We start from the raw sequence: 17,710 nt of genomic DNA on the forward strand, positions 1-17,710 counted from the left end.
TGGCCTGCGGCCCGCAGGGTCATTGCAAGAGGCGGCTGATACCCAGGCTGCAGGAGACCAGCCCGAGGCCGAGCAGGAAGTAATTGGGCAGCACGTCGAGCAGCTGCTCGATGCGCCGGTTGCCGCTGATCCGGTGCGACAGCAGGCCGTAGGTGAGCAGGATGCTGACGTCGATCGCCGCCCAGATCAGCACCAGTACCGCGGCCTGCGGGGCGAACGGCTCGCCGGGGATGATGAAGCCGGGCAGGAAGGCGAGAAAGAACAGGATGTCCTTGGGGTTGGACAGCCCGACCGCCAGCGCGCGCCAGAAGTAGTGCGCCTCGCTGCGCCGCGTGGTCACCCCCTCGGCGGTGCCGCCGCAGAGGCCGTCGCTGCCGAGCCAGATCAGGTACAGGCCGCCGATGACCTGGCCCCACTGGATCAGCAGCGGCGAGATGTCCAGCGCCAGGTAGATCAGCAGCAGTGCGCAGATGATCAGCAACTGCGCCGAGAGCACGCCGCCGAGGATGGTCCACAGCGGCCAGACGCGCCGGGCATCGGCCACCACCAGTGCGACCACCGGCCCGGGCGAGGCGATCAGCAGGGCGACCGCGGCGGCGAAGGTCAGGTAGGTGGCGTTCATAGCTCGGTCACCAGGTCGAAGACCCGCGAGCGCCGGCCCAGGCGCTCGGTGAGGAAGTGCCCGCTGCCCACGGCGAAGGCGCGCTGCATCCAGCGGTCGCGGCCATCGAAGTTGGCGCTGAACACGCTGCGCGCATGGGCCGTGCGGCGGTTGTCGATCAGCAGCAGGTCGCCCTGGCGCAGGCGCAGCGGCTCGGCGACCTGCCAGGCTACCGCGCGCAGCTGCTCGAGCCGCGCCCGTGCCGGCTCGCTGGCGGCCAGCATGAACTGCGGATCCAGGCGCAGGAACGGGCAGTCCGGGTCGCCGTAGAGCACGGTCTGGTGGCGGCCGATATCGATGCGCTGGTTCTTGCCGCGCGGGCCGTAGTCGCAGAGGAAGTTGTACGGCTCGCATAGGAAGAAGGCCTGCTCCTCGTGGCTCAAGTGCTCGAGGATGCGCTGCACCGAGGCGATGTAGGTGATGGCCTCGGCCGCCGGGTCCTGGCGCAGGCAGAGCAGCGCCAGGTAGTCCGGCAGCACGGCATGGAAGGCGTTCTCGGTGTGCAGCTCCAGTTCGGTGTCGAAACTGTCGGAGGTGGCGGCGCGGGCCTGGGCCTGCTGCGGGAAGAAATTGTTGACCAGGCTGCCATCGGACTCCTGGCGGTAGCCGATCGGCTCGCCGAGCAGCGCGGTGGCCTGCAGCAGCATCTGCTCGCTGCGCCGGTCGGGCTTGTCCAGCCGGGCACGCGAGGGCGGCGTGGGCGGGATCTCGCCGATCGGCAGGTCTTTGAGCAGCAGGAAGCCCTGGCGATTGCCGAGCAGGCGGAACTCGAGGATCTGGGCGATCTGCCCGGCGCTCAGGCCGCCGTGGCGGATGGCGGCGGACAGCAGGTGGTCATTTTGGTCGTCGAGCATGTCATCCTTCCCTGCGATTTTGATGGTCGGGCGCACGGCGAACCGGCGCCGGCGCAGTATTGGCGGCGGGCAGGGAGGTGGAAAAATGGAAAAAAGCAGCGGCAAGGATGAGTTTTAGTCATGCCTGAACGGGACGGCCTCGCGCCGCGGATGCCGCCGCTGTATGCCCTGCGCGCCTTCGAGGTGGCTGCGCGGCTGGGTTCGTTCACCGCCGCCGGGCAGAGCCTGTGCATCACCCAGAGCGCGGTGAGCCGGCACGTGCGCACCCTGGAGGAGAACCTCGGCTGCCAGCTGTTCGAACGGCGCGGCTCGCGGCTGTCGCTGACCGACGCCGGGCGGGTGCTGGCGCAGGAGCTGAAGGTGGGCTTTCGCGCCATCGAGAACGCCTGTATCGCCGTCAGCCGCCAGGAAGGCGCGCTGCGCCTGAAGGCGCCGAGCACGCTGACCATGCGCTGGCTGCTGGACGTGCTGGAGGCCTTCGGCCGCGAGCAGCCGCAGCGGCGCGTGCAACTGACCAGCGCCTGGATGGACCTCGATTCGGTGGATTTCCACGGCGAGCCCTTCGATTGCGCGGTGTTGCTGGGCAACGGCAGCTTTCCGGCGGACTGGCAGCAACTCAAGCTGTTCGACGAGTGGCTGGTGCCGGTCTGCGCGCCGGTGCTGCTCGGCGAGCGGCCCTGGGATGCGGCGCGCCTGGCCCGCGCCGAGCTGATCCACCCGTCGCGCGATTGCCGCGACTGGCGCCGCTGGCTGGAGCGGGTCGGGCTTGGCGAGGCGATCGCCTGGCAGCAGGGCAAGCTGTTCGACACCCTGGAGCTCGGCATTTCCGCTGCGGCGCAGGGCCACGGGGTGTCGATCGGCGACCTGGCGCTGGTCGCCGCCGACCTGCGCCGCGGCAGCCTGGCGCTGCCGTTCGACCGTGCGGTGCGCTCGGGCGACAGCTACTACCTGGTCTGGCCGGCGCGCGGCGGTCGCCACCCGGTGCTGGCCCGGCTGAAGGACTACCTGCTGGCGCACCTGCCCGACGTTCGCGGCCTCGGTGTGCAACTGCTGGACTGATCGAGCATCCAGGCGCATGCGGGCGGCGGGGTAGACCTTCGCCACACAGTCATTGCCCGCCCCGGCCCCGGTAGGGGAAAATGGCCGCCTTTTTCTACGTACACCCCCGCAGGAGATTCAGCGATGCCCAGCCGTCGTGAGCGAGCCAATGCCATCCGCGCCCTCAGCATGGATGCCGTGCAGAAAGCCAACAGCGGCCACCCGGGTGCCCCCATGGGCATGGCGGACATCGCCGAAGTGCTCTGGCGCGACCACCTGAAGCACAGTCCGACCAACCCGCAGTGGGCCGACCGCGATCGCTTCGTGCTGTCCAACGGCCACGGCTCGATGCTGATCTACTCGCTGCTGCACCTGACCGGCTACGACCTGTCCATCGACGACCTGAAGAACTTCCGCCAGCTGCACAGCAAGACCCCGGGCCACCCGGAGTTCGGTTACACCGCCGGTGTCGAGACCACCACCGGGCCGCTGGGCCAGGGCCTGGCCAACGCTGTCGGTTTCGCCGTGGCCGAGAAGGTCATGGCGGCGCAGTTCAACCGCCCCGGCCACAACATCGTCGATCACAACACCTACGTGTTCCTCGGCGACGGCTGCATGATGGAAGGCATCAGCCACGAAGTCTGCTCGCTGGCCGGCACGCTGGGCCTGAACAAGCTGATCGCCTTCTACGATGACAATGGCATCTCCATCGATGGCGAGGTGCACGGCTGGTTCACCGATGACACCCCGCGCCGCTTCGAGGCCTATGGCTGGCAGGTGATCCGCAACGTCGACGGTCACGACGCCGACGAGATCCAGATGGCCATCGAGACCGCGCGCAAGAGCGACCGGCCGACGCTGATCTGCTGCAAGACCATCATCGGCTTCGGCTCGCCGAACAAGCAGGGCAAGGAAGAGTCCCACGGCGCCGCCCTGGGTGAGGCCGAAATCGCCCTGACCCGCGAGGCTCTGGGCTGGAAGCACGGCCCCTTCGAGATTCCCGCGGAGATCTACGCCGAGTGGGACGCCAAGCAGAAGGGCGCCGACGCCGAGAACGAGTGGAACAAGCGCTTCGCCGCCTACGAGGCCGAATTCCCCGCGCTGGCCGCCGAGTTCAAGCGGCGCATGGCCGGCGAGCTGCCGGCGGACTTCGCCGAGAAGGCCAGCGCCTTCATCCGCGAAGTCGCCGAGAAGGGCGAAACCATCGCCAGCCGCAAGGCCAGTCAGAACTGCCTGAACGCCTTCGGCCCGCTGCTGCCGGAGCTGCTCGGCGGCTCGGCGGACCTGGCCGGCTCCAACCTGACCCTGTGGAAGGGCTGCAAGCCGGTGGTGGCCGAGGATGCCTCGGGCAACTACATGTATTACGGCGTGCGCGAGTTCGGCATGGCCGCGATCATGAACGGTGTCGCCCTGCACGGCGGCCTGATCCCCTACGGCGCGACCTTCCTGATGTTCATGGAATACGCACGCAACGCCGTGCGCATGTCGGCGCTGATGAAGCAGCGGGTGATCTACGTGTTCACCCACGACTCCATCGGCCTCGGCGAAGACGGCCCGACCCACCAGCCGGTCGAGCAGCTGGTCGCCCTGCGCACCACGCCGAACCTGGATACCTGGCGTCCGGCCGACACGGTCGAGTCCGCGGTGGCCTGGAAGCACGCCCTCGAGCGCAAGGACGGCCCGAGCGCGCTGATCTTCTCGCGGCAGAACCTGCCGTTCCATGTACGCGACAACGAAACCGAAGCGGCCATCGCCCGCGGCGGCTACATCCTGAAGAACTGCGCCGGCGAGCCCGAGCTGATCCTCATCGCCACCGGTTCGGAAGTCAGCCTGGCGGTGCAGGCCGCCGACAAGCTGACCGAGCAGGGCCGCAAGGTGCGTGTCGTCTCCATGCCTTGCACCAGCGTGTTCGACGCCCAGGACGCGGCCTACAAGCAGCTGGTGCTGCCGGTGGAAGTCGGTGCGCGCATCGCCATCGAGGCGGCGCATGCGGACTACTGGTACAAGTACGTCGGTCTCGACGGCCGCATCATCGGCATGACCACCTACGGCGAGTCGGCCCCGGCCAACCAGCTGTTCGAGGAGTTCGGCTTCACCGTCGACAACATCCTCGCGGTGGCCGAAGAGCTGCTGGAAGACTGAATCGAGCGGCGGTGGATGACCCTGGTCATCCACCCTACGTCACGCCCCCTTGCGTAGGGTGGAAAACCCGCGCAGCGGTTTTCCACCGCCAGGATCGACGACCCCCATGGCCAACGCCCGTCCCTATCGCGTCGCTCTCAACGGCTACGGCCGCATCGGTCGCTGCGTGCTGCGCGCTTTCTACGAGCGCGGCGCGGCCTTCGATTTTCAGTTCGTTGCCCTCAACGACCTGGCCGACATGGCCAGCCTGGAATACCTCACCCGCTTCGATTCCACCCACGGCCGCTTTCCCGGCGAAGTGGGCGTGGACGGCGATTGCCTGCATCTGAACGGGCACTGCGTGAAGGTGCTGCGCGAGTCGACGCCGGAAGCCATCGATTGGCGCGCGCTGGGCGTCGACCTGGTGCTGGAGTGCTCCGGCGCCTACACCAGCCGTGCCGATGGCGAGCGCTTCATCAAAGCCGGTGTGCCGCGGGTACTGTTTTCCCAGCCGATGGCCAGCGCGGCGGATGTCGACGCCACCGTGGTGATGGGCATCAACCAGGGGCAGCTGAGCGGCACCGAGCGGCTGGTGTCCAACGCCTCCTGCACCACCAATTGCGGCGTGCCGCTGCTCAAGCTGCTCAACGATGCGGTGGGCATCGAGTTCGCCTCGATCACCACCATCCACTCGGCGATGAACGACCAGCCGGTGATCGACGCCTACCATCACGATGACCTGCGCCGCACTCGCTCGGCCTTCCAGTCGGTGATTCCGGTGTCCACCGGCCTGGCAAAAGGTATCGAACGCCTGCTGCCGGAACTCTCCGGGCGGATTCAGGCCAAAGCCGTGCGGGTGCCGACGGTGAACGTCTCCTGCCTGGACATCACGCTGCAGACGGCGCGCGATACCGATGCGCAGACCATCAACAAGGTGCTGCGCGAGGCCGCCGAAAGCGGCCCGTTGCAGGGGTTGCTGGCCTACACGGAGTTGCCGCATGCCAGTTGCGACTTCAACCACGACCCGCATTCGGCGATCGTCGACGGCAGCCTGACCCGCGCCTCCGGCCCGCGCCTGGTGAACCTGCTGGCCTGGTTCGACAACGAATGGGGGTTCGCCAACCGCATGCTCGACGTCACCGACCATTACCTGCGCGTGGCCCATCGCCCGTAGCGGCACGCGCTTGCAACATCGCTGCTTCTCGACCTTAAGGAAGACCAACATGACCATTTTGAAGATGACCGATCTCGACCTCCAGGGTAAGCGCGTGCTGATCCGCGAGGACCTCAACGTGCCGGTGAAGGATGGCGCGGTGAAGAGCGATGCGCGCATCCTGGCTTCGTTGCCGACCATCAAGCTGGCGCTGGAAAAAGGCGCCGCGGTGCTGGTCTGCTCGCACCTGGGTCGTCCTGAAGAGGGCGTCTACAGTGAGGAAGACAGCCTCAAGCCGGTCGCCGACTACCTGTCCAAGGCCCTCGGCCGTGAGGTGCCGCTGGTCAAGGATTACCTGGACGGTGTCGAGGTCCAGCCGGGCGAGCTGGTGCTGCTGGAGAACGTGCGCTTCAACAAGGGCGAGAAGAAGAACACCGACGAGCTGGCGCAGAAGTACGCTGCCCTCTGCGACGTCTTCGTCATGGACGCCTTCGGCACCGCCCACCGTGCCCAGGGCTCGACTCATGGCGTGGCCAAGTTCGCCAAGGTCGCCTGTGCCGGCCCGCTGCTGGCCGCCGAGCTGGACGCGTTGGGCAAGGCGCTGGACAAGCCGCAGCGGCCGATGGTGGCCATCGTCGCCGGCTCCAAGGTATCGACCAAGCTCGACGTGCTGACCTCGCTGGCCGACATCTGCGACCAGCTGATCGTCGGTGGCGGCATCGCCAACACCTTCCTCGCCGCGGCCGGCTACAAGGTCGGCAAGTCGCTGCACGAGGCCGATCTGATCGACACCGCCAAGGCCATCGCGGCCAAGGTCGCCGTGCCGCTGCCGGTGGACGTGGTGGTCGCCAAGGAGTTCGCCGAGAGCGCCGAGGCCACGGTCAAGGCCATCGGCGATGTGGCCGACGACGACATGATCCTCGACATCGGCCCGAAGACCGCGGCCATGTTCGGCGAGATGCTCAAGGCCTCGCAGACCATTCTCTGGAACGGCCCGGTCGGCGTATTCGAATTCGACCAGTTCGGCAACGGCACCCAGGTGCTGGCCCAGGCCATCGCCCAGAGCCCGGCGTTCTCCATCGCCGGCGGTGGCGACACCCTGGCGGCCATCGACAAGTACGGCGTTGCCGAGCAGATCTCCTATATTTCCACCGGTGGCGGCGCCTTCCTCGAGTTCGTCGAGGGCAAGGTGCTGCCGGCCGTGGAAGTGCTGGAACAGCGCGCCCAGTGAGCCGCCGCGGCGCGGACGCGCCTTGCGCTCCGCGCCGTTGCGATGGCGGCGAAACGCTGGCAGGCCCGCGTGGTCTGTAGTTCAGTCACGCACCAGCACGGGAGATGGCTCATGCGTTTCGCCCTGATTACCGCGTCTGTCCTGGCGCTGGCCGGTTGTGCCGGCGGTGGCCCCGATTCGGCCTGCGAGGTCATCGACCCGCCGCCGGCCAGCACGCCCACCGCGCAGGACAGCCAGCGCCTGGAGATGCAGAGCACCGGCGATCCGACCGCGCCGATTGTCGATGACCCGCAGGACTGTTGAGCCGTTTGCGCCAGGGAGTGCCATGAAAGCGTTGCGAGTGATGTTCCTGGGCCTGCCGCTGTTGGCCGGCTGCGCCCACTGGCAGGCCGGGCCGGATGCACCCTTCGTGCGCTGGAAGTGCCAGGGCGGCCAGCACATTGCCTGGCGTTATGCCGACAAGGCGCGCAGCGCCGTCGACCTGCGGGTCGGCGACGACGCCACGATCCATCGGTTGCGCAAGGAACCTGCCACGCTCGGGACTTTCTATAGCGACGGCAATGTCGCGTTCCACGACAAGGGCAGCACCGCCCTGGTGTATCGCGTCGCGGACGACAGGCTGCTGGCCCACGGCTGCAGCGCATCGCTGGTGAATTTCTAGCGAGGCAGCCGGGCGAACACCCGGTGCGGACTGGCATTTGCCGGTGCCGCCACTACAATGCCGCGCCGCATGCGCCACGCTTGAACCGCGTCGGCCAGTGCGGCAGGCTCTACACGATCACACGACCCCTACCGGGAGAAAGGAAAACATGGCACTGATCAGCATGCGCCAGTTGCTCGACCACGCCGCCGAATTCGGCTACGGCGTGCCGGCCTTCAACGTCAACAATCTCGAGCAGATGCGCGCCATCATGGAAGCGGCCGACAAGACCGATTCCCCGGTTATCGTCCAGGCTTCGGCCGGTGCCCGCAAATATGCCGGCGCGCCGTTCCTGCGCCACCTGATCCTGGCGGCGATCGAGGAATTCCCGCACATCCCGGTGTGCATGCACCAGGACCACGGCACCAGCCCGGACGTCTGTCAGCGCTCGATCCAGCTGGGTTTCAGCTCGGTGATGATGGACGGCTCGCTGAAGGCGGACGGCAAGACCCCGGCCGACTATGACTACAACGTGCGCGTGACCCAGCAGACCGTGGCCTTCGCGCATGCCTGCGGCGTCTCCGTGGAAGGCGAGCTGGGTTGCCTGGGCAGCCTGGAAACCGGCATGGCCGGCGAGGAAGACGGCGTCGGCGCCGAGGGCGTGCTCGATCACAGCCAGCTGCTGACCGATCCGGAAGAAGCCGCCGACTTCGTCGCCAAGACCAAGGTCGACGCCCTGGCGATCGCCATCGGCACCAGCCACGGCGCCTACAAGTTCACCAAGCCGCCTACCGGCGACACCCTGTCGATCCAGCGCATCAAGGAAATCCACGCGCGCATCCCGGATACCCACCTGGTGATGCACGGTTCCTCCTCGGTGCCGCAGGAGTGGCTGAAGATCATCAACGAGTACGGCGGCGAGATCGGCGAAACCTACGGCGTGCCGGTCGAGGAGATCGTCGAGGGCATCAAGTACGGCGTGCGCAAGGTCAATATCGACACCGACCTGCGCCTGGCCTCCACCGGCGCGATCCGCGAGTTCCTGGCCAAGAACCCCAGCGAGTTCGACCCGCGCAAGTACCTGGCCAAGACCGTCGCCGCCATGCGCGACATCTGCATCGCCCGCTACGAAGCCTTCGGCACCGCCGGCAATGCCAGCAAGATCAAGCCGATCTCGCTGGAAGGCATGTTCCAGCGCTACGCCAGCGGCGAGCTCGACCCCAAGGTCAACTGAGCCGCCGAGCCGAACGAAGCCCGCGAAAGCGGGCTTCGTCTTTTCCGGGCCTGGCGCCGATGGCGCTGCGCGGCAGTTAGTGCGCCGCAGCGTCGCCGGCCAGCACCTGCTGGATCTGGCTGCGCAGCGAGTCCAGCGAGAAGGGCTTGGCCAGCACCGGTGCCGAGCGGGCCACGCTGCTGCCGGTCTCGTAGATCTCGATCGGGTAGCCGCTGATGAAGATCACCTTCATCTCGGGGCGCAGCTTCAGCGCCGGCTCGGCGATCGCCACGCCGGACACGCCGCCCGGCAGGCGGAAGTCGGTGACCAGCAGGTCCAGATGTGGCTTGCTGGCGAGGATCTCGAAGGCGCGCTTGGCGCAGTCGGCCTCGAGCACCCGGTAGCCCTCGCCGGCCAGGTAGTCGGCGAGCAGATCGAGGATGTGCGGCTCGTCCTCGACGAGCAGGACGACTTTGGTTTCGCGGGTGTTCATCACTGCCATGGGCTTTCTCGAACTTCGAGCAGGTTGTGTGTGCTGCAAGCACTTCAGCAACAATCGGAGCAACAATTGGGCCTGTTCGCCTCGGCCAAAGTTCAGCACGCCAGCCGGGCGGTAGCGGGCGAGTGCTGCCCGGCCGGCCGGAGCCTCGTCGCAGTATGCAACGCCGAGATTACAACGGTGAACTCGCAGGCCGGCCGACTGCTACTAAGGTAGCCTGCGGCCCCTGCCATCGGACGGAGCACGCATGAACCGCAAACAACCCTGGGTCGGCGTGGCGCAACGCACGCTGGAGCACTACCGCAGCAATGCCGAGGCGTTCCGCGAAGGCACCCGCGATCACGACGTCAGCCAGAACATCCAGGCGCTGCTGCGCCATCTGCCCGGTGACCGGCGGCTGCGCATCCTCGACCTCGGCTGCGGGCCGGGGCGCGACCTCAGGGCCTTCCGTGCCCTCGGCCACGAGGCCATCGGGCTGGATGCCACCGAACCCTTCGTCGAGATGGCGCGCCGTGAGAGCGGCTGCGAGGTGTGGCAGCAGAACCTGCTGGCGCTCGCGCTGCCGGCCGCGCACTTCGACGGGGTCTTCGCCAATGCGGTGCTGTTCCACGTGCCCAGCGCCGAGCTGCCGCGGGTGCTGGGGGCGTTGCACGACACCCTCAGGCCCGGCGGCGTGCTGTTCTGCTCCAACCCGCGGGGCGACAACCAGGAAGGCTGGCAGGGCGAGCGCTATGGCGTCTGGTACGACTGGCCGCGCTGGCGCCGGCTGGTCGAGGCGGCCGGCTTCGAGGCGCTGGAACACTACTACCGGCCGCCCGGCCTGCCCCGCGCGCAGCAGCCCTGGCTGGCCAGCCTGTGGCGCCGCGCAGTGTGACGAGTGCCGCAGTTTGCAAGCCGCTGCCCTGGCGATCTTGCGTTATGCAATGTGCCTTTGTTATGCCAGTTTATATAAGTACCTGATTTACATGAATTTTATCTAGGCGGACAGGCTGGCATGATCGCTGCTCTGTGCTCGGGTGCTGGAAACCAACCGGAGTACATAACAATGACCGCTGCACAGCAATTCCTGACTGCCGCATTTCCCGAGTTCGACGTATCGACCACCCCGCGCCCGGACGGTGGCCTGCTGCTGACGCTGCGCAATGACGATCAGGTGATCGCCAAGCGTGCCGTCTCGCGCGGGCAGACCTCCTCGGCCGCCCAGCTGGAATGGCTGGTGAGTTCGATTCGCCGCGACCTGGCATTGGAAGCCGGAATGTCCCCAGCCATCGCCCACCTGCAGAGCCAGAGCCGCACCGGCCTGCCCACCTACGAATACGCCTGATGCCGGACCCGGGGGGAGGGAGGCTCCCGGGTCGCCGCCAAGCCTGGAGGATCAACGATGAATGCCGTCGACCTGCTGATCGAGGACCACGAGCGCCTCAAGGACATCCTGACGCGCTTGACCGAATCCACCGAGCGCGCCGTGAAGACGCGTACCGAGCTGCTGCACAAGCTGGAAATGGAGGTCACCATCCACACCCAGCTCGAGGAGCAGGTGCTCTATCCCGCCTACAAGGAAGCCGGCGGCAAGGAAGAGCTGAAGATGTACCACGAGGCCAAGGAGGAACACCGCGCGGTGGACTCGCTGGTATTGCCCGACCTCAAGGCCACCGATCCGGCGAGCGTCGAGTTCTCCGGCCGGGCCAAGGTCTGCAAGGAGCTGCTCGAGCATCACCTCGAGGAAGAGGAGTCGGACATGTTCCCCGAGGTGCGCGAGATGTTCGACCAGGCGCGCCTGGAGGAGATGGGCCGGCAGATGGCCGAGCTGCGCACCCGCCTGAAGAAGGAACTCGGCGCACGCCAGGCCGCCTGAGCCGAGGCGGGCGCCGGCTCAGGCGGGCGCCCTGCCCGCGTTGGGCTGATATGAGTCAATAAGCCACGGCCGCGCCGCTGGCACCCTTGCCTTCGTTTTGCCATCACCGATCGGCGGAGGCTGCTTCGGAACTGGCAGCCTGACAATGGACGGAGCAGGGCAAGCATGGAAGATCAGCTCACCGCGGTGCTGCAACGCGTCGGACTGGACCTGGAGCGCATCCTCACGCGCAAGCGCTTCCTGCAGTGGCAGGCGGCCGACCGCGAACGCCTCGGTCGCGCGGCGAACGACCCGGCACTGACCGCTGGCCAGGCGCGCTTCGTCGAGCGCCTCTACGACCACCTGGCCGAGTTCGCCGAGGCCTCGGCCCGGCTCGGCCCGCCGGCCAGCCTCGAGCGCCTCAAGCACAGCCAGCTCAGCTACTACCAGCGCCTGCTCAGCGGGCCCTACGACCGCGACTATGTGCGCGACCGCCTGCTGGTCGGGCTGGTCCACGAGCGCGCCGGCATCGACCTGGAGTGGTACCTGGGGGCCTACCGCCTGTACCTCGGCCACATGCTCGAGCAGCTGTTCGGCGAGGACGAGCGGAGTGCGCTGTTCGGCAGCCTGCTGAAGATCGTCTTCTTCGACATGATCCTGGCCATCGACACCTACGTCGCCGCCCAGCGGCAGGCGCTGGAGGACAGCGAGGCGCGCCTGGCGCGGGCCCTGCGCGGGACCGAGGATGGCATCTGGGACTGGAACGTCGAGTACGACCGGCTGTATGTCTCCGAGCGCTGGACGCAGATGCTCGGCCTCGCGCCGCTGGGCAGCGGCCACAGCCGCGACTGGTTCGAGCGTGTGCACCCGGACGACCTGCCATTGCTGCGCGATGCCATCGGCCGCCACCTCAACGGCGAGAGCGCTTCGCTGGCCCACGAATACCGCATCCGTGGCGGCGGCGACGATTACCTCTGGGTGCTGGTGCGCGGCGTCGCCGAGCGCGACGGCCACGGCGGCTGGCACCTGGCCGGCTCGCAGACCGACATCAGCGCGCGCAAGGCCGCCGAGGCCGGCCTGCGGCATGCCGCGCGGCACGACGCGCTGACCGGCCTGGCCAACCGCCTGCATCTGGAGGAACTGCTGCAGGCGGTACGCCGACGGCCGCGCGGGCGCGACTCAGCGCTGCTGTTCATCGACCTGGACCGCTTCAAGCTGATCAACGACAGCCTCGGCCACAACGCCGGCGACCAGGTGCTGGTGATCGTCGCCCAGCGGCTGGCCTCGTGCCTGCGCGCGGGCGACCACCTGGCGCGCTTCGGTGGCGACGAGTTCGTCGCGCTGCTTGGCGACCTGGCCTGCGCGGCGGACGCCGAGCGCGTCGCCCAGCGCATGCTGGTCGCCCTGCGCCAGCCGCTGCAACTGGGCGAACGCACGCTGTCGGTGAGTGCCAGTATCGGCATCGCCCCGCTGATGCGCGACGGCCAGCCGCTGGATGCGCTGCAGGCGGCGGACCTGGCGCTGTACCGCGCCAAGCTGGCCGGCAAGGACCAGTTCGCGCTGTATTCGGATAACCTGCAGGTCAGCGCGACCCGCCAGCTTGAACTGGAAAGCGCGCTGGCCCAGGCCCTGGCCCGGGAGGAATTCGTCCTGCATTACCAGCCGGTCTGGGCCATCGACGGCGCCCGGCCGCGGCTGGTCGGCACCGAGGCCCTGCTGCGCTGGCGCCACGATGGCGAGCTGGTGGCGCCGGCCGAGTTCATCGCCGCGCTGGAGGAGTCGCGCGAGATCGTACGCGTCGGCGAGTGGGTCCTGCGCCAGGCCTGCCAGCAGCTGCGCCGCTGGCAGGAGCAGGGCCACGCGGCGCTGCACTGCGCGGTGAACCTGTCGATCCGCCAGCTGCAGCAGTGCGACTTCTGCGCCATGCTCAACGCGGTGCTCGAACAGACCGGCGCCGCCCCCGGCTCACTGGTGCTGGAGATCACCGAGACGCTGCTGATGCAGGACAGCGAGCTGCTGCAGCGCAACCTGCGGCATGCCGCCGAACTGGGCGTGCGCCTGGCGCTGGACGATTTCGGCACCGGCTATTCCTCGCTCGGCTACCTCCGGCGCTTCCCGCTGCACATCCTCAAGGTCGACCGCAGTTTCATCGCCGGTGCGCCGCGCGACGCCGACGCCGTGCTGCTCAGCCGGGCGATCATCGGCCTGGGCCAGAGCCTCGGCCTGCAGGTGATCGCCGAGGGCGTCGAGCATGCCGAGCAGCTGCAATTCCTGCGCGAACAGGGCTGCGACTGCGCCCAGGGCTACTTCCTCGCCCGCCCGCTGCCGGTCGAGGAACTGCACGAGCTGCTCGGCGCGCGCGGCGGATCGGGGCACTAACGCGTCGATTGCCTGTCTACCTCCCCGTGGATCATAGGATCCAGGTACTGCCGGCCAAGTGCCGGTTCACCCTAAGGAGGTTAACGATGCGTCTGACTTATTTGCTGCCCCCGCTGCTCGGCCTGGTGCTGGTTGGCTGCGGCCAGGAAGAGGAGCGCGAGCCGACCCCGCCGCCGGCCACCACCGAACAACCCGCCACCCCGGCACCTGCTCCGGCGCCGGAAACCAGCACCCCGTCCACCGGGTCGGGCACCAGCACCATGCCGTCGGACAGCACCACCGGCTCCGGCACCACGGGCGGCACCACCGACCCGAGCGGTACCGGCACCACCAACCCGCCGAGCGGCAGCGGTACCGGCTCGAGCCAGTAAGGCTCGCCCGGATGCGGCCGCGACCTGCGCGCGGCCGCTTGCCCCCACCTGCCGTGGAGTGCCCCATGAAAGCCGTCCGCCTGTTGCTCTGCGCCGCCGTCGGCACGCTGCTGGTGGCCTGCTCGCCGGAAGAGGACAAGCAGTCCTCGCTGGACAACGCCGAGCAGAATTCGCAGGAATACCACGACACCGCCGCCGAACCGGCCGGCCCGAACAAGCTCGTCCCGCCTTCGACCGGTACCGCCGGCAACGATTGAGCCGCTAGCTCAGACCGCCTGGCCGGCGGCATGCCCGCAGGCCCAGGCCCACTGGAAGTTGAAGCCGCCGAGCTGGCCGGTGACGTCGAGCACCTCGCCGATGAAGTACAGCCCCGGCGATTTCTGCGATTCCAGGGTCTTGGACGACACCTCGCGGGTATCCACGCCGCCGAGCGTCACCTCCGCGGTGCGATAGCCCTCGGTGCCCGCCGGCACCAGCCGCCACTCGGCCAGCCTTGCCGCGATCTCGCGCAGCTCGGCCGGCGTGTACTGCTTGAGCGCGCGCGAGGCGAACCAGCTGTCGCACACCAGCACCGCCAGCTTGCGCGTGAACACCTCGGCCAGCAGCGTCTTCAGCTCGATGTTGGGGCGGGCCTGGGCCTGTTCCTGCAGCCAGGCCTGCGCATCGAGCCCCGGCAGCAGGTCGATGCTCAGCTCGTCGCCGGCCTGCCAGTAGGACGAGATCTGCAGCATCGCCGGCCCGCTCAGGCCGCGATGGGTGAACAGCAGGTTCTCGCGAAAGCTCTGCCCGTTGCAGCTCACCACGCATTCCACCGAGGTGCCCGACAGCTCGCCGCACAGCGCCTTGAGCGCCGGGTCGGTGACGGTGAAGGGCACCAGCCCGGCGCGGGTCGGCAGCACGTTGTGGCCGAACTGGCGGGCGATCTGGTAGCCGAAGCCGGTCGCGCCGAGGGTCGGGATCGACAGCCCGCCGGTGGCGATCACCAGCGACTGGCCGCGCACCGGGCCGAGGCCGGTCTGCAGCAGGTAGCCCTGCTCGTCGCGGGCCACCGACTCCACGCCGACGTTCAGGCGCAGGTCGACGCCGGCCTGGCGGCACTCCTCGAGCAGCAGGGCGAGGATGTCGCTGGACTTGTTGTCGCAGAACAGCTGGCCGAGCTTCTTCTCGTGATAGGGCACGCCGTGGCGCGCCACTAGCTCGATGAAATCCCACTGGGTGTAGCGCGCCAGCGCCGACTTGCAGAAATGCGGGTTGGCCGAGAGGAAGTTGGCCGGCTCGGTGTACAGGTTGGTGAAGTTGCAGCGCCCGCCGCCGGACATGAGGATCTTCTTGCCGGCCTTGTTGGCGTGGTCGAGCAGCAGCACCCGGCGGCCGCGTCGGCCCGCGGTGGCCGCGCACATGAGGCCTGCGGCACCGGCCCCGATGATGATCACTTCTGTCGCCAGCACCTTCGCACCTCGTTGTTCGCCGCCGTTGCAGGGCGCGCATCTTACCCGTTGCGCGCGCTCACGGCTGCGCCTGCGGTCCGGCGGCGCCCTGGCGCACCAGGTGGGCGGCCATGCTGCGCAGCGCGGCCAGCTGCCGGCAGATCAGGCCGAGCTGGGTCTGCACCAGGCGATGGCCGTCGTCGGTCTCCTCCGGCAGCTGCTCGAGGCGCTCGGCCAGGGCCTGCTCGGCCTCGTCGTGCAGGGCCACCGGGCGGTTGTCGCGCAGCGCCGCGGCGAGTTCGTCGAGGCTGGCGCTCAGCTGCGCACTGGCCTCGTCGAGCAGCGCGTCGCTGGCATCCTCGGGCAGCGTCTCGCGGTGCGCGCCGAGTGCCGACAGGTAGTTGAGCAGGGTGTGCGAGAGCACCAGGAAGCGGAAGCCGGTCTCGGCGTCGCGGCGGAAATGCCCGGGCTCGAGCAGCATGTTCGACAGGGTGGTCGACAGCGCCGCGTCGGCGTTGTGTGCGTTGCGCCGGGCCAGGCGGTAGGCGAGGTCGTCGTGCTTGCCGCTGTCGTACTGGCGCATGATCTGGCGCAGGTATTCGCTGCTGCAGCTCAGGGTGCTGGCGACCATCTGGTTGAGCCGCCGGCCCTGCCAGTCCGGCAGCACCAGGAACACCGCAGCGGCGGCGATCAGGCTGCCGAGCAGGGTATCGAACAGGCGCGGCCAGATCAGCCCGTAGCCGTCGCCGATCTGGTTGAAGCAGAACAGCACCATCAGCGTGATGGCGGCGGTGGCCAGGGTGTAGCGGCTGCTGCGGGTGGCGAAGAAGATCACCCCGGCGAGCACCGCGAACAGCGCCTGCAGCGCCGGCCAGGGGAACAGGTCGAACAGCGCCCAACCGGCCACCAGTCCCAGCACCGTGCCGCTGATGCGCTGCACCAGCTTGGTCCGGGTGGCGCCGTAGTTCGGCTGGCAGACGAACAGCGTGGTCAGCAGCACCCAGTAGCCCTGCTCCGGGTGGATCGCGTGCAGCGCCACGTAGCCGCAGACCAGCGCCAGGGCCATGCGCAGCGCATGGCGGAACAGCAGCGAGGTGGGCGTCAGTTGCAGGCGGATGCGCCCCAGGGCGTCGCCCAGCGACTGCGGCTCGCGATCGAGCAGGGCGCTGTCCTGCTCGCCGGCCAGGGCGTCGGGGTTGCTGGCGCTGGCCAGGCGCGCCTGCAGCGCGCCGAGGTTGCCCGACAGCGCGCGCAGCGAGCGCAGCAGGCCGCGCCAGGCCGGGTTGTTCTGCCCGCGCAGATGCTCCAGCGAGGCGTGCAGGTCGGCCAGCGCCTGGGCGTTCTGCTCGTCGTAGGCGAACGGCTGGCGCAGCCGGATGGCCTCGGCCAGTGCCAGGCAGGCGCCGGCCTGCAGGCGCAGCAGGCGCTGGCAGCGGAACAGCACGTCGCTGTGGAAGAACGCCTCGGCCAGCGCCTGGTAGGGATAGTGCGAGGAACTGACCCGCTCGTGCAGGTCCTGGGCGAGAAAGTACAGCTTGAGGTAGCGGCTGATCCGGCTGCCGCTGCGGCCCTGGCCCATGCGGTGCAGCAGGGTCTCCTTGGCCGCGTTGAGCGCGCCGACCACCCGCCCGTTCTGCTGCGCCAGCTCGATGCGCCGCTGCTCCACGTCGAGCTGGCGCACCGGTTCGAACAGCGCGGCCTTCAGGCGGATGTACAGGCCCAGCTCGCGGTACAGCCGCGCCAGGCTCTGCTGCACCGGCTGGTGGGCGAAGAGCAGGTTCCACGCCACCGAGAGCAGGCCGTACCAGGCGGCGCCGGCGACCAGCAGCAGCGGGTCGCGCCAGAAATCGGCGAACACGCCGTCGCGCTGGTCGGCGGCGATCATGCTGTAGACCGAGAGGATCAGCGTGGCCTGGGCGATGGCGCCGTAGCGCTCGCCGAGCGCGCCAAGCATCACCAGGGCGAAGGCCGAGGCCGCCAGGCCCGCGGCGAAGGCCAGCGGATAGGGAAACAGCAGTTGCACCGCAACCGCGGCAATGCTGAAGCAGGCCAGGGTCACCAGCAGGGCGACCAGCCGGCCGCGCCAGCTGTCATCGGTCTCCGCCAGGGCGCTGGCGATGATGCCGAGGAACAGCGGGATCGCCAGCGACGGCCGGTCCAGGCCCCAGCTCAGCGCCATGCTGCCGGCCAGGGCGATGAACACCCGCAGGCTGTAGCCGAACTTCTCCAGCGCCCAGAGGCGACGCAGGGAGTGGCGGATCGAGGGCTTCGGCATGGGGCGCTGCCTTC

Annotated in this window: 18 protein-coding genes; 13 read left to right on the forward strand and 5 right to left on the reverse strand. The window is 68.5% G+C overall.

The features are described 5' to 3' along the window. Window positions 1-19 precede the first annotated feature (19 nt). Both L3N39_RS02955 and L3N39_RS02960 read right to left on the reverse strand, forming a co-directional pair. On the reverse strand, window positions 20-622 hold the full coding sequence (locus L3N39_RS02955) for a LysE family translocator (protein WP_237255701.1): 603 nt from the start codon (window positions 620-622) through the stop codon (window positions 20-22). Beyond that, window positions 619-1,515 carry a TauD/TfdA family dioxygenase gene (locus L3N39_RS02960; protein ID WP_237255702.1) on the reverse strand — a complete coding sequence of 299 codons (897 nt, stop codon included), beginning with the start codon at window positions 1,513-1,515 and terminating at the stop codon, window positions 619-621. The genes L3N39_RS02955 and L3N39_RS02960 overlap by 4 nt, the downstream gene beginning before the upstream one ends. Before the next feature lie 120 nt (window positions 1,516-1,635). Between L3N39_RS02960 and L3N39_RS02965 the strand changes: the two genes are divergently transcribed. The 7 genes from L3N39_RS02965 (at window position 1,636) to fba (ending at window position 8,932) form a co-directional block, all read left to right on the forward strand. Next, entirely contained in the window at window positions 1,636-2,574 is a 939-nt protein-coding gene (locus tag L3N39_RS02965) for a LysR substrate-binding domain-containing protein (protein WP_237255703.1), read from the forward strand. A 123-nt stretch (window positions 2,575-2,697) separates the two neighbouring features. Further along, a complete protein-coding gene (tkt, locus tag L3N39_RS02970) occupies window positions 2,698-4,695 on the forward strand; it encodes a transketolase (protein WP_237255704.1) in 1,998 nt (665 codons plus the stop codon). A gap of 106 nt (window positions 4,696-4,801) precedes the next feature. Beyond that, on the forward strand, window positions 4,802-5,848 hold the full coding sequence (gene epd / locus L3N39_RS02975; RefSeq protein WP_237255705.1) for an erythrose-4-phosphate dehydrogenase: 1,047 nt from the start codon (window positions 4,802-4,804) through the stop codon (window positions 5,846-5,848). Window positions 5,849-5,897: 49 nt separating this feature from the next. After that, complete coding sequence (locus L3N39_RS02980; RefSeq protein ID WP_237255706.1) at window positions 5,898-7,058, forward strand: phosphoglycerate kinase; 1,161 nt, start codon at window positions 5,898-5,900, stop codon at window positions 7,056-7,058. 111 nt (window positions 7,059-7,169) lie between these two features. Beyond that, a complete protein-coding gene (locus L3N39_RS02985; protein WP_237255707.1) occupies window positions 7,170-7,361 on the forward strand; it encodes a hypothetical protein in 192 nt (63 codons plus the stop codon). Between the two features lie 22 nt (window positions 7,362-7,383). Further along, window positions 7,384-7,719 (forward strand): MliC family protein, encoded by a 336-nt coding sequence (locus L3N39_RS02990; RefSeq protein WP_348983387.1) that lies wholly within the window; start codon window positions 7,384-7,386, stop codon window positions 7,717-7,719. Window positions 7,720-7,867: 148 nt separating this feature from the next. Then, a complete protein-coding gene (gene fba, locus L3N39_RS02995; RefSeq protein ID WP_237255709.1) occupies window positions 7,868-8,932 on the forward strand; it encodes a class II fructose-bisphosphate aldolase in 1,065 nt (354 codons plus the stop codon). Between the two features lie 76 nt (window positions 8,933-9,008). On the opposite strand, the gene L3N39_RS03000 is transcribed toward fba, so the two are convergent. Next, window positions 9,009-9,404, reverse strand: coding sequence for a response regulator (locus L3N39_RS03000; protein ID WP_237255952.1), 396 nt, complete (start codon window positions 9,402-9,404; stop codon window positions 9,009-9,011). A gap of 253 nt (window positions 9,405-9,657) precedes the next feature. Between L3N39_RS03000 and L3N39_RS03005 the strand changes: the two genes are divergently transcribed. From L3N39_RS03005 to L3N39_RS03030, 6 genes are all read left to right on the forward strand, one after another. After that, window positions 9,658-10,284 (forward strand): class I SAM-dependent methyltransferase, encoded by a 627-nt coding sequence (locus tag L3N39_RS03005; protein ID WP_237255710.1) that lies wholly within the window; start codon window positions 9,658-9,660, stop codon window positions 10,282-10,284. Between the two features lie 171 nt (window positions 10,285-10,455). Continuing rightward, entirely contained in the window at window positions 10,456-10,734 is a 279-nt protein-coding gene (locus tag L3N39_RS03010) for a DUF3509 domain-containing protein (protein ID WP_237255711.1), read from the forward strand. 57 nt (window positions 10,735-10,791) lie between these two features. Next, window positions 10,792-11,265, forward strand: a complete 474-nt coding sequence (locus L3N39_RS03015) for a PA2171 family ribosome-binding persister protein (RefSeq protein WP_237255712.1) — start codon at window positions 10,792-10,794, stop codon at window positions 11,263-11,265. A gap of 165 nt (window positions 11,266-11,430) precedes the next feature. After that, window positions 11,431-13,623, forward strand: a complete 2,193-nt coding sequence (locus L3N39_RS03020; RefSeq protein WP_237255713.1) for a putative bifunctional diguanylate cyclase/phosphodiesterase — start codon at window positions 11,431-11,433, stop codon at window positions 13,621-13,623. Between the two features lie 86 nt (window positions 13,624-13,709). After that, window positions 13,710-13,994, forward strand: coding sequence for a hypothetical protein (locus tag L3N39_RS03025; RefSeq protein ID WP_237255714.1), 285 nt, complete (start codon window positions 13,710-13,712; stop codon window positions 13,992-13,994). 65 nt (window positions 13,995-14,059) lie between these two features. Then, entirely contained in the window at window positions 14,060-14,251 is a 192-nt protein-coding gene (locus L3N39_RS03030) for a hypothetical protein (protein WP_237255715.1), read from the forward strand. A 9-nt stretch (window positions 14,252-14,260) separates the two neighbouring features. On the opposite strand, the gene L3N39_RS03035 is transcribed toward L3N39_RS03030, so the two are convergent. Next, window positions 14,261-15,442 carry a BaiN/RdsA family NAD(P)/FAD-dependent oxidoreductase gene (locus tag L3N39_RS03035; RefSeq protein ID WP_237255716.1) on the reverse strand — a complete coding sequence of 394 codons (1,182 nt, stop codon included), beginning with the start codon at window positions 15,440-15,442 and terminating at the stop codon, window positions 14,261-14,263. 58 nt (window positions 15,443-15,500) lie between these two features. Next, window positions 15,501-17,696 carry a YccS family putative transporter gene (yccS, locus tag L3N39_RS03040; protein WP_237255717.1) on the reverse strand — a complete coding sequence of 732 codons (2,196 nt, stop codon included), beginning with the start codon at window positions 17,694-17,696 and terminating at the stop codon, window positions 15,501-15,503. Window positions 17,697-17,710: the final 14 nt, after the last annotated feature.

The organism is Pseudomonas oligotrophica (assembly GCF_021726475.1).
GTDB classification, from domain to species: Bacteria; Pseudomonadota; Gammaproteobacteria; order Pseudomonadales; family Pseudomonadaceae; genus Stutzerimonas; species Stutzerimonas oligotrophica.

What these genes read in the sequence shown, in the direction of transcription:
- fba (WP_237255709.1), top strand. Translation starts at nt 7,868, where the DNA reads ATGGCACTGATCAGCATGCGCCAGTTGCTCGACCACGCCGCCGAATTC.
- L3N39_RS03005 (WP_237255710.1), top strand. Translation starts at nt 9,658, where the DNA reads ATGAACCGCAAACAACCCTGGGTCGGCGTGGCGCAACGCACGCTGGAG.
- L3N39_RS02955 (WP_237255701.1), bottom strand. Translation starts at nt 622, where the DNA reads ATGAACGCCACCTACCTGACCTTCGCCGCCGCGGTCGCCCTGCTGATC.
- L3N39_RS03020 (WP_237255713.1), top strand. Translation starts at nt 11,431, where the DNA reads ATGGAAGATCAGCTCACCGCGGTGCTGCAACGCGTCGGACTGGACCTG.
- L3N39_RS02960 (WP_237255702.1), bottom strand. Translation starts at nt 1,515, where the DNA reads ATGCTCGACGACCAAAATGACCACCTGCTGTCCGCCGCCATCCGCCAC.
- yccS (WP_237255717.1), bottom strand. Translation starts at nt 17,696, where the DNA reads ATGCCGAAGCCCTCGATCCGCCACTCCCTGCGTCGCCTCTGGGCGCTG.
- L3N39_RS03025 (WP_237255714.1), top strand. Translation starts at nt 13,710, where the DNA reads ATGCGTCTGACTTATTTGCTGCCCCCGCTGCTCGGCCTGGTGCTGGTT.
- L3N39_RS02965 (WP_237255703.1), top strand. Translation starts at nt 1,636, where the DNA reads ATGCCTGAACGGGACGGCCTCGCGCCGCGGATGCCGCCGCTGTATGCC.
- L3N39_RS03030 (WP_237255715.1), top strand. Translation starts at nt 14,060, where the DNA reads ATGAAAGCCGTCCGCCTGTTGCTCTGCGCCGCCGTCGGCACGCTGCTG.
- L3N39_RS03015 (WP_237255712.1), top strand. Translation starts at nt 10,792, where the DNA reads ATGAATGCCGTCGACCTGCTGATCGAGGACCACGAGCGCCTCAAGGAC.
- tkt (WP_237255704.1), top strand. Translation starts at nt 2,698, where the DNA reads ATGCCCAGCCGTCGTGAGCGAGCCAATGCCATCCGCGCCCTCAGCATG.
- L3N39_RS03010 (WP_237255711.1), top strand. Translation starts at nt 10,456, where the DNA reads ATGACCGCTGCACAGCAATTCCTGACTGCCGCATTTCCCGAGTTCGAC.
- epd (WP_237255705.1), top strand. Translation starts at nt 4,802, where the DNA reads ATGGCCAACGCCCGTCCCTATCGCGTCGCTCTCAACGGCTACGGCCGC.
- L3N39_RS02980 (WP_237255706.1), top strand. Translation starts at nt 5,898, where the DNA reads ATGACCATTTTGAAGATGACCGATCTCGACCTCCAGGGTAAGCGCGTG.
- L3N39_RS03000 (WP_237255952.1), bottom strand. Translation starts at nt 9,404, where the DNA reads ATGAACACCCGCGAAACCAAAGTCGTCCTGCTCGTCGAGGACGAGCCG.
- L3N39_RS02990 (WP_348983387.1), top strand. Translation starts at nt 7,384, where the DNA reads ATGAAAGCGTTGCGAGTGATGTTCCTGGGCCTGCCGCTGTTGGCCGGC.
- L3N39_RS02985 (WP_237255707.1), top strand. Translation starts at nt 7,170, where the DNA reads ATGCGTTTCGCCCTGATTACCGCGTCTGTCCTGGCGCTGGCCGGTTGT.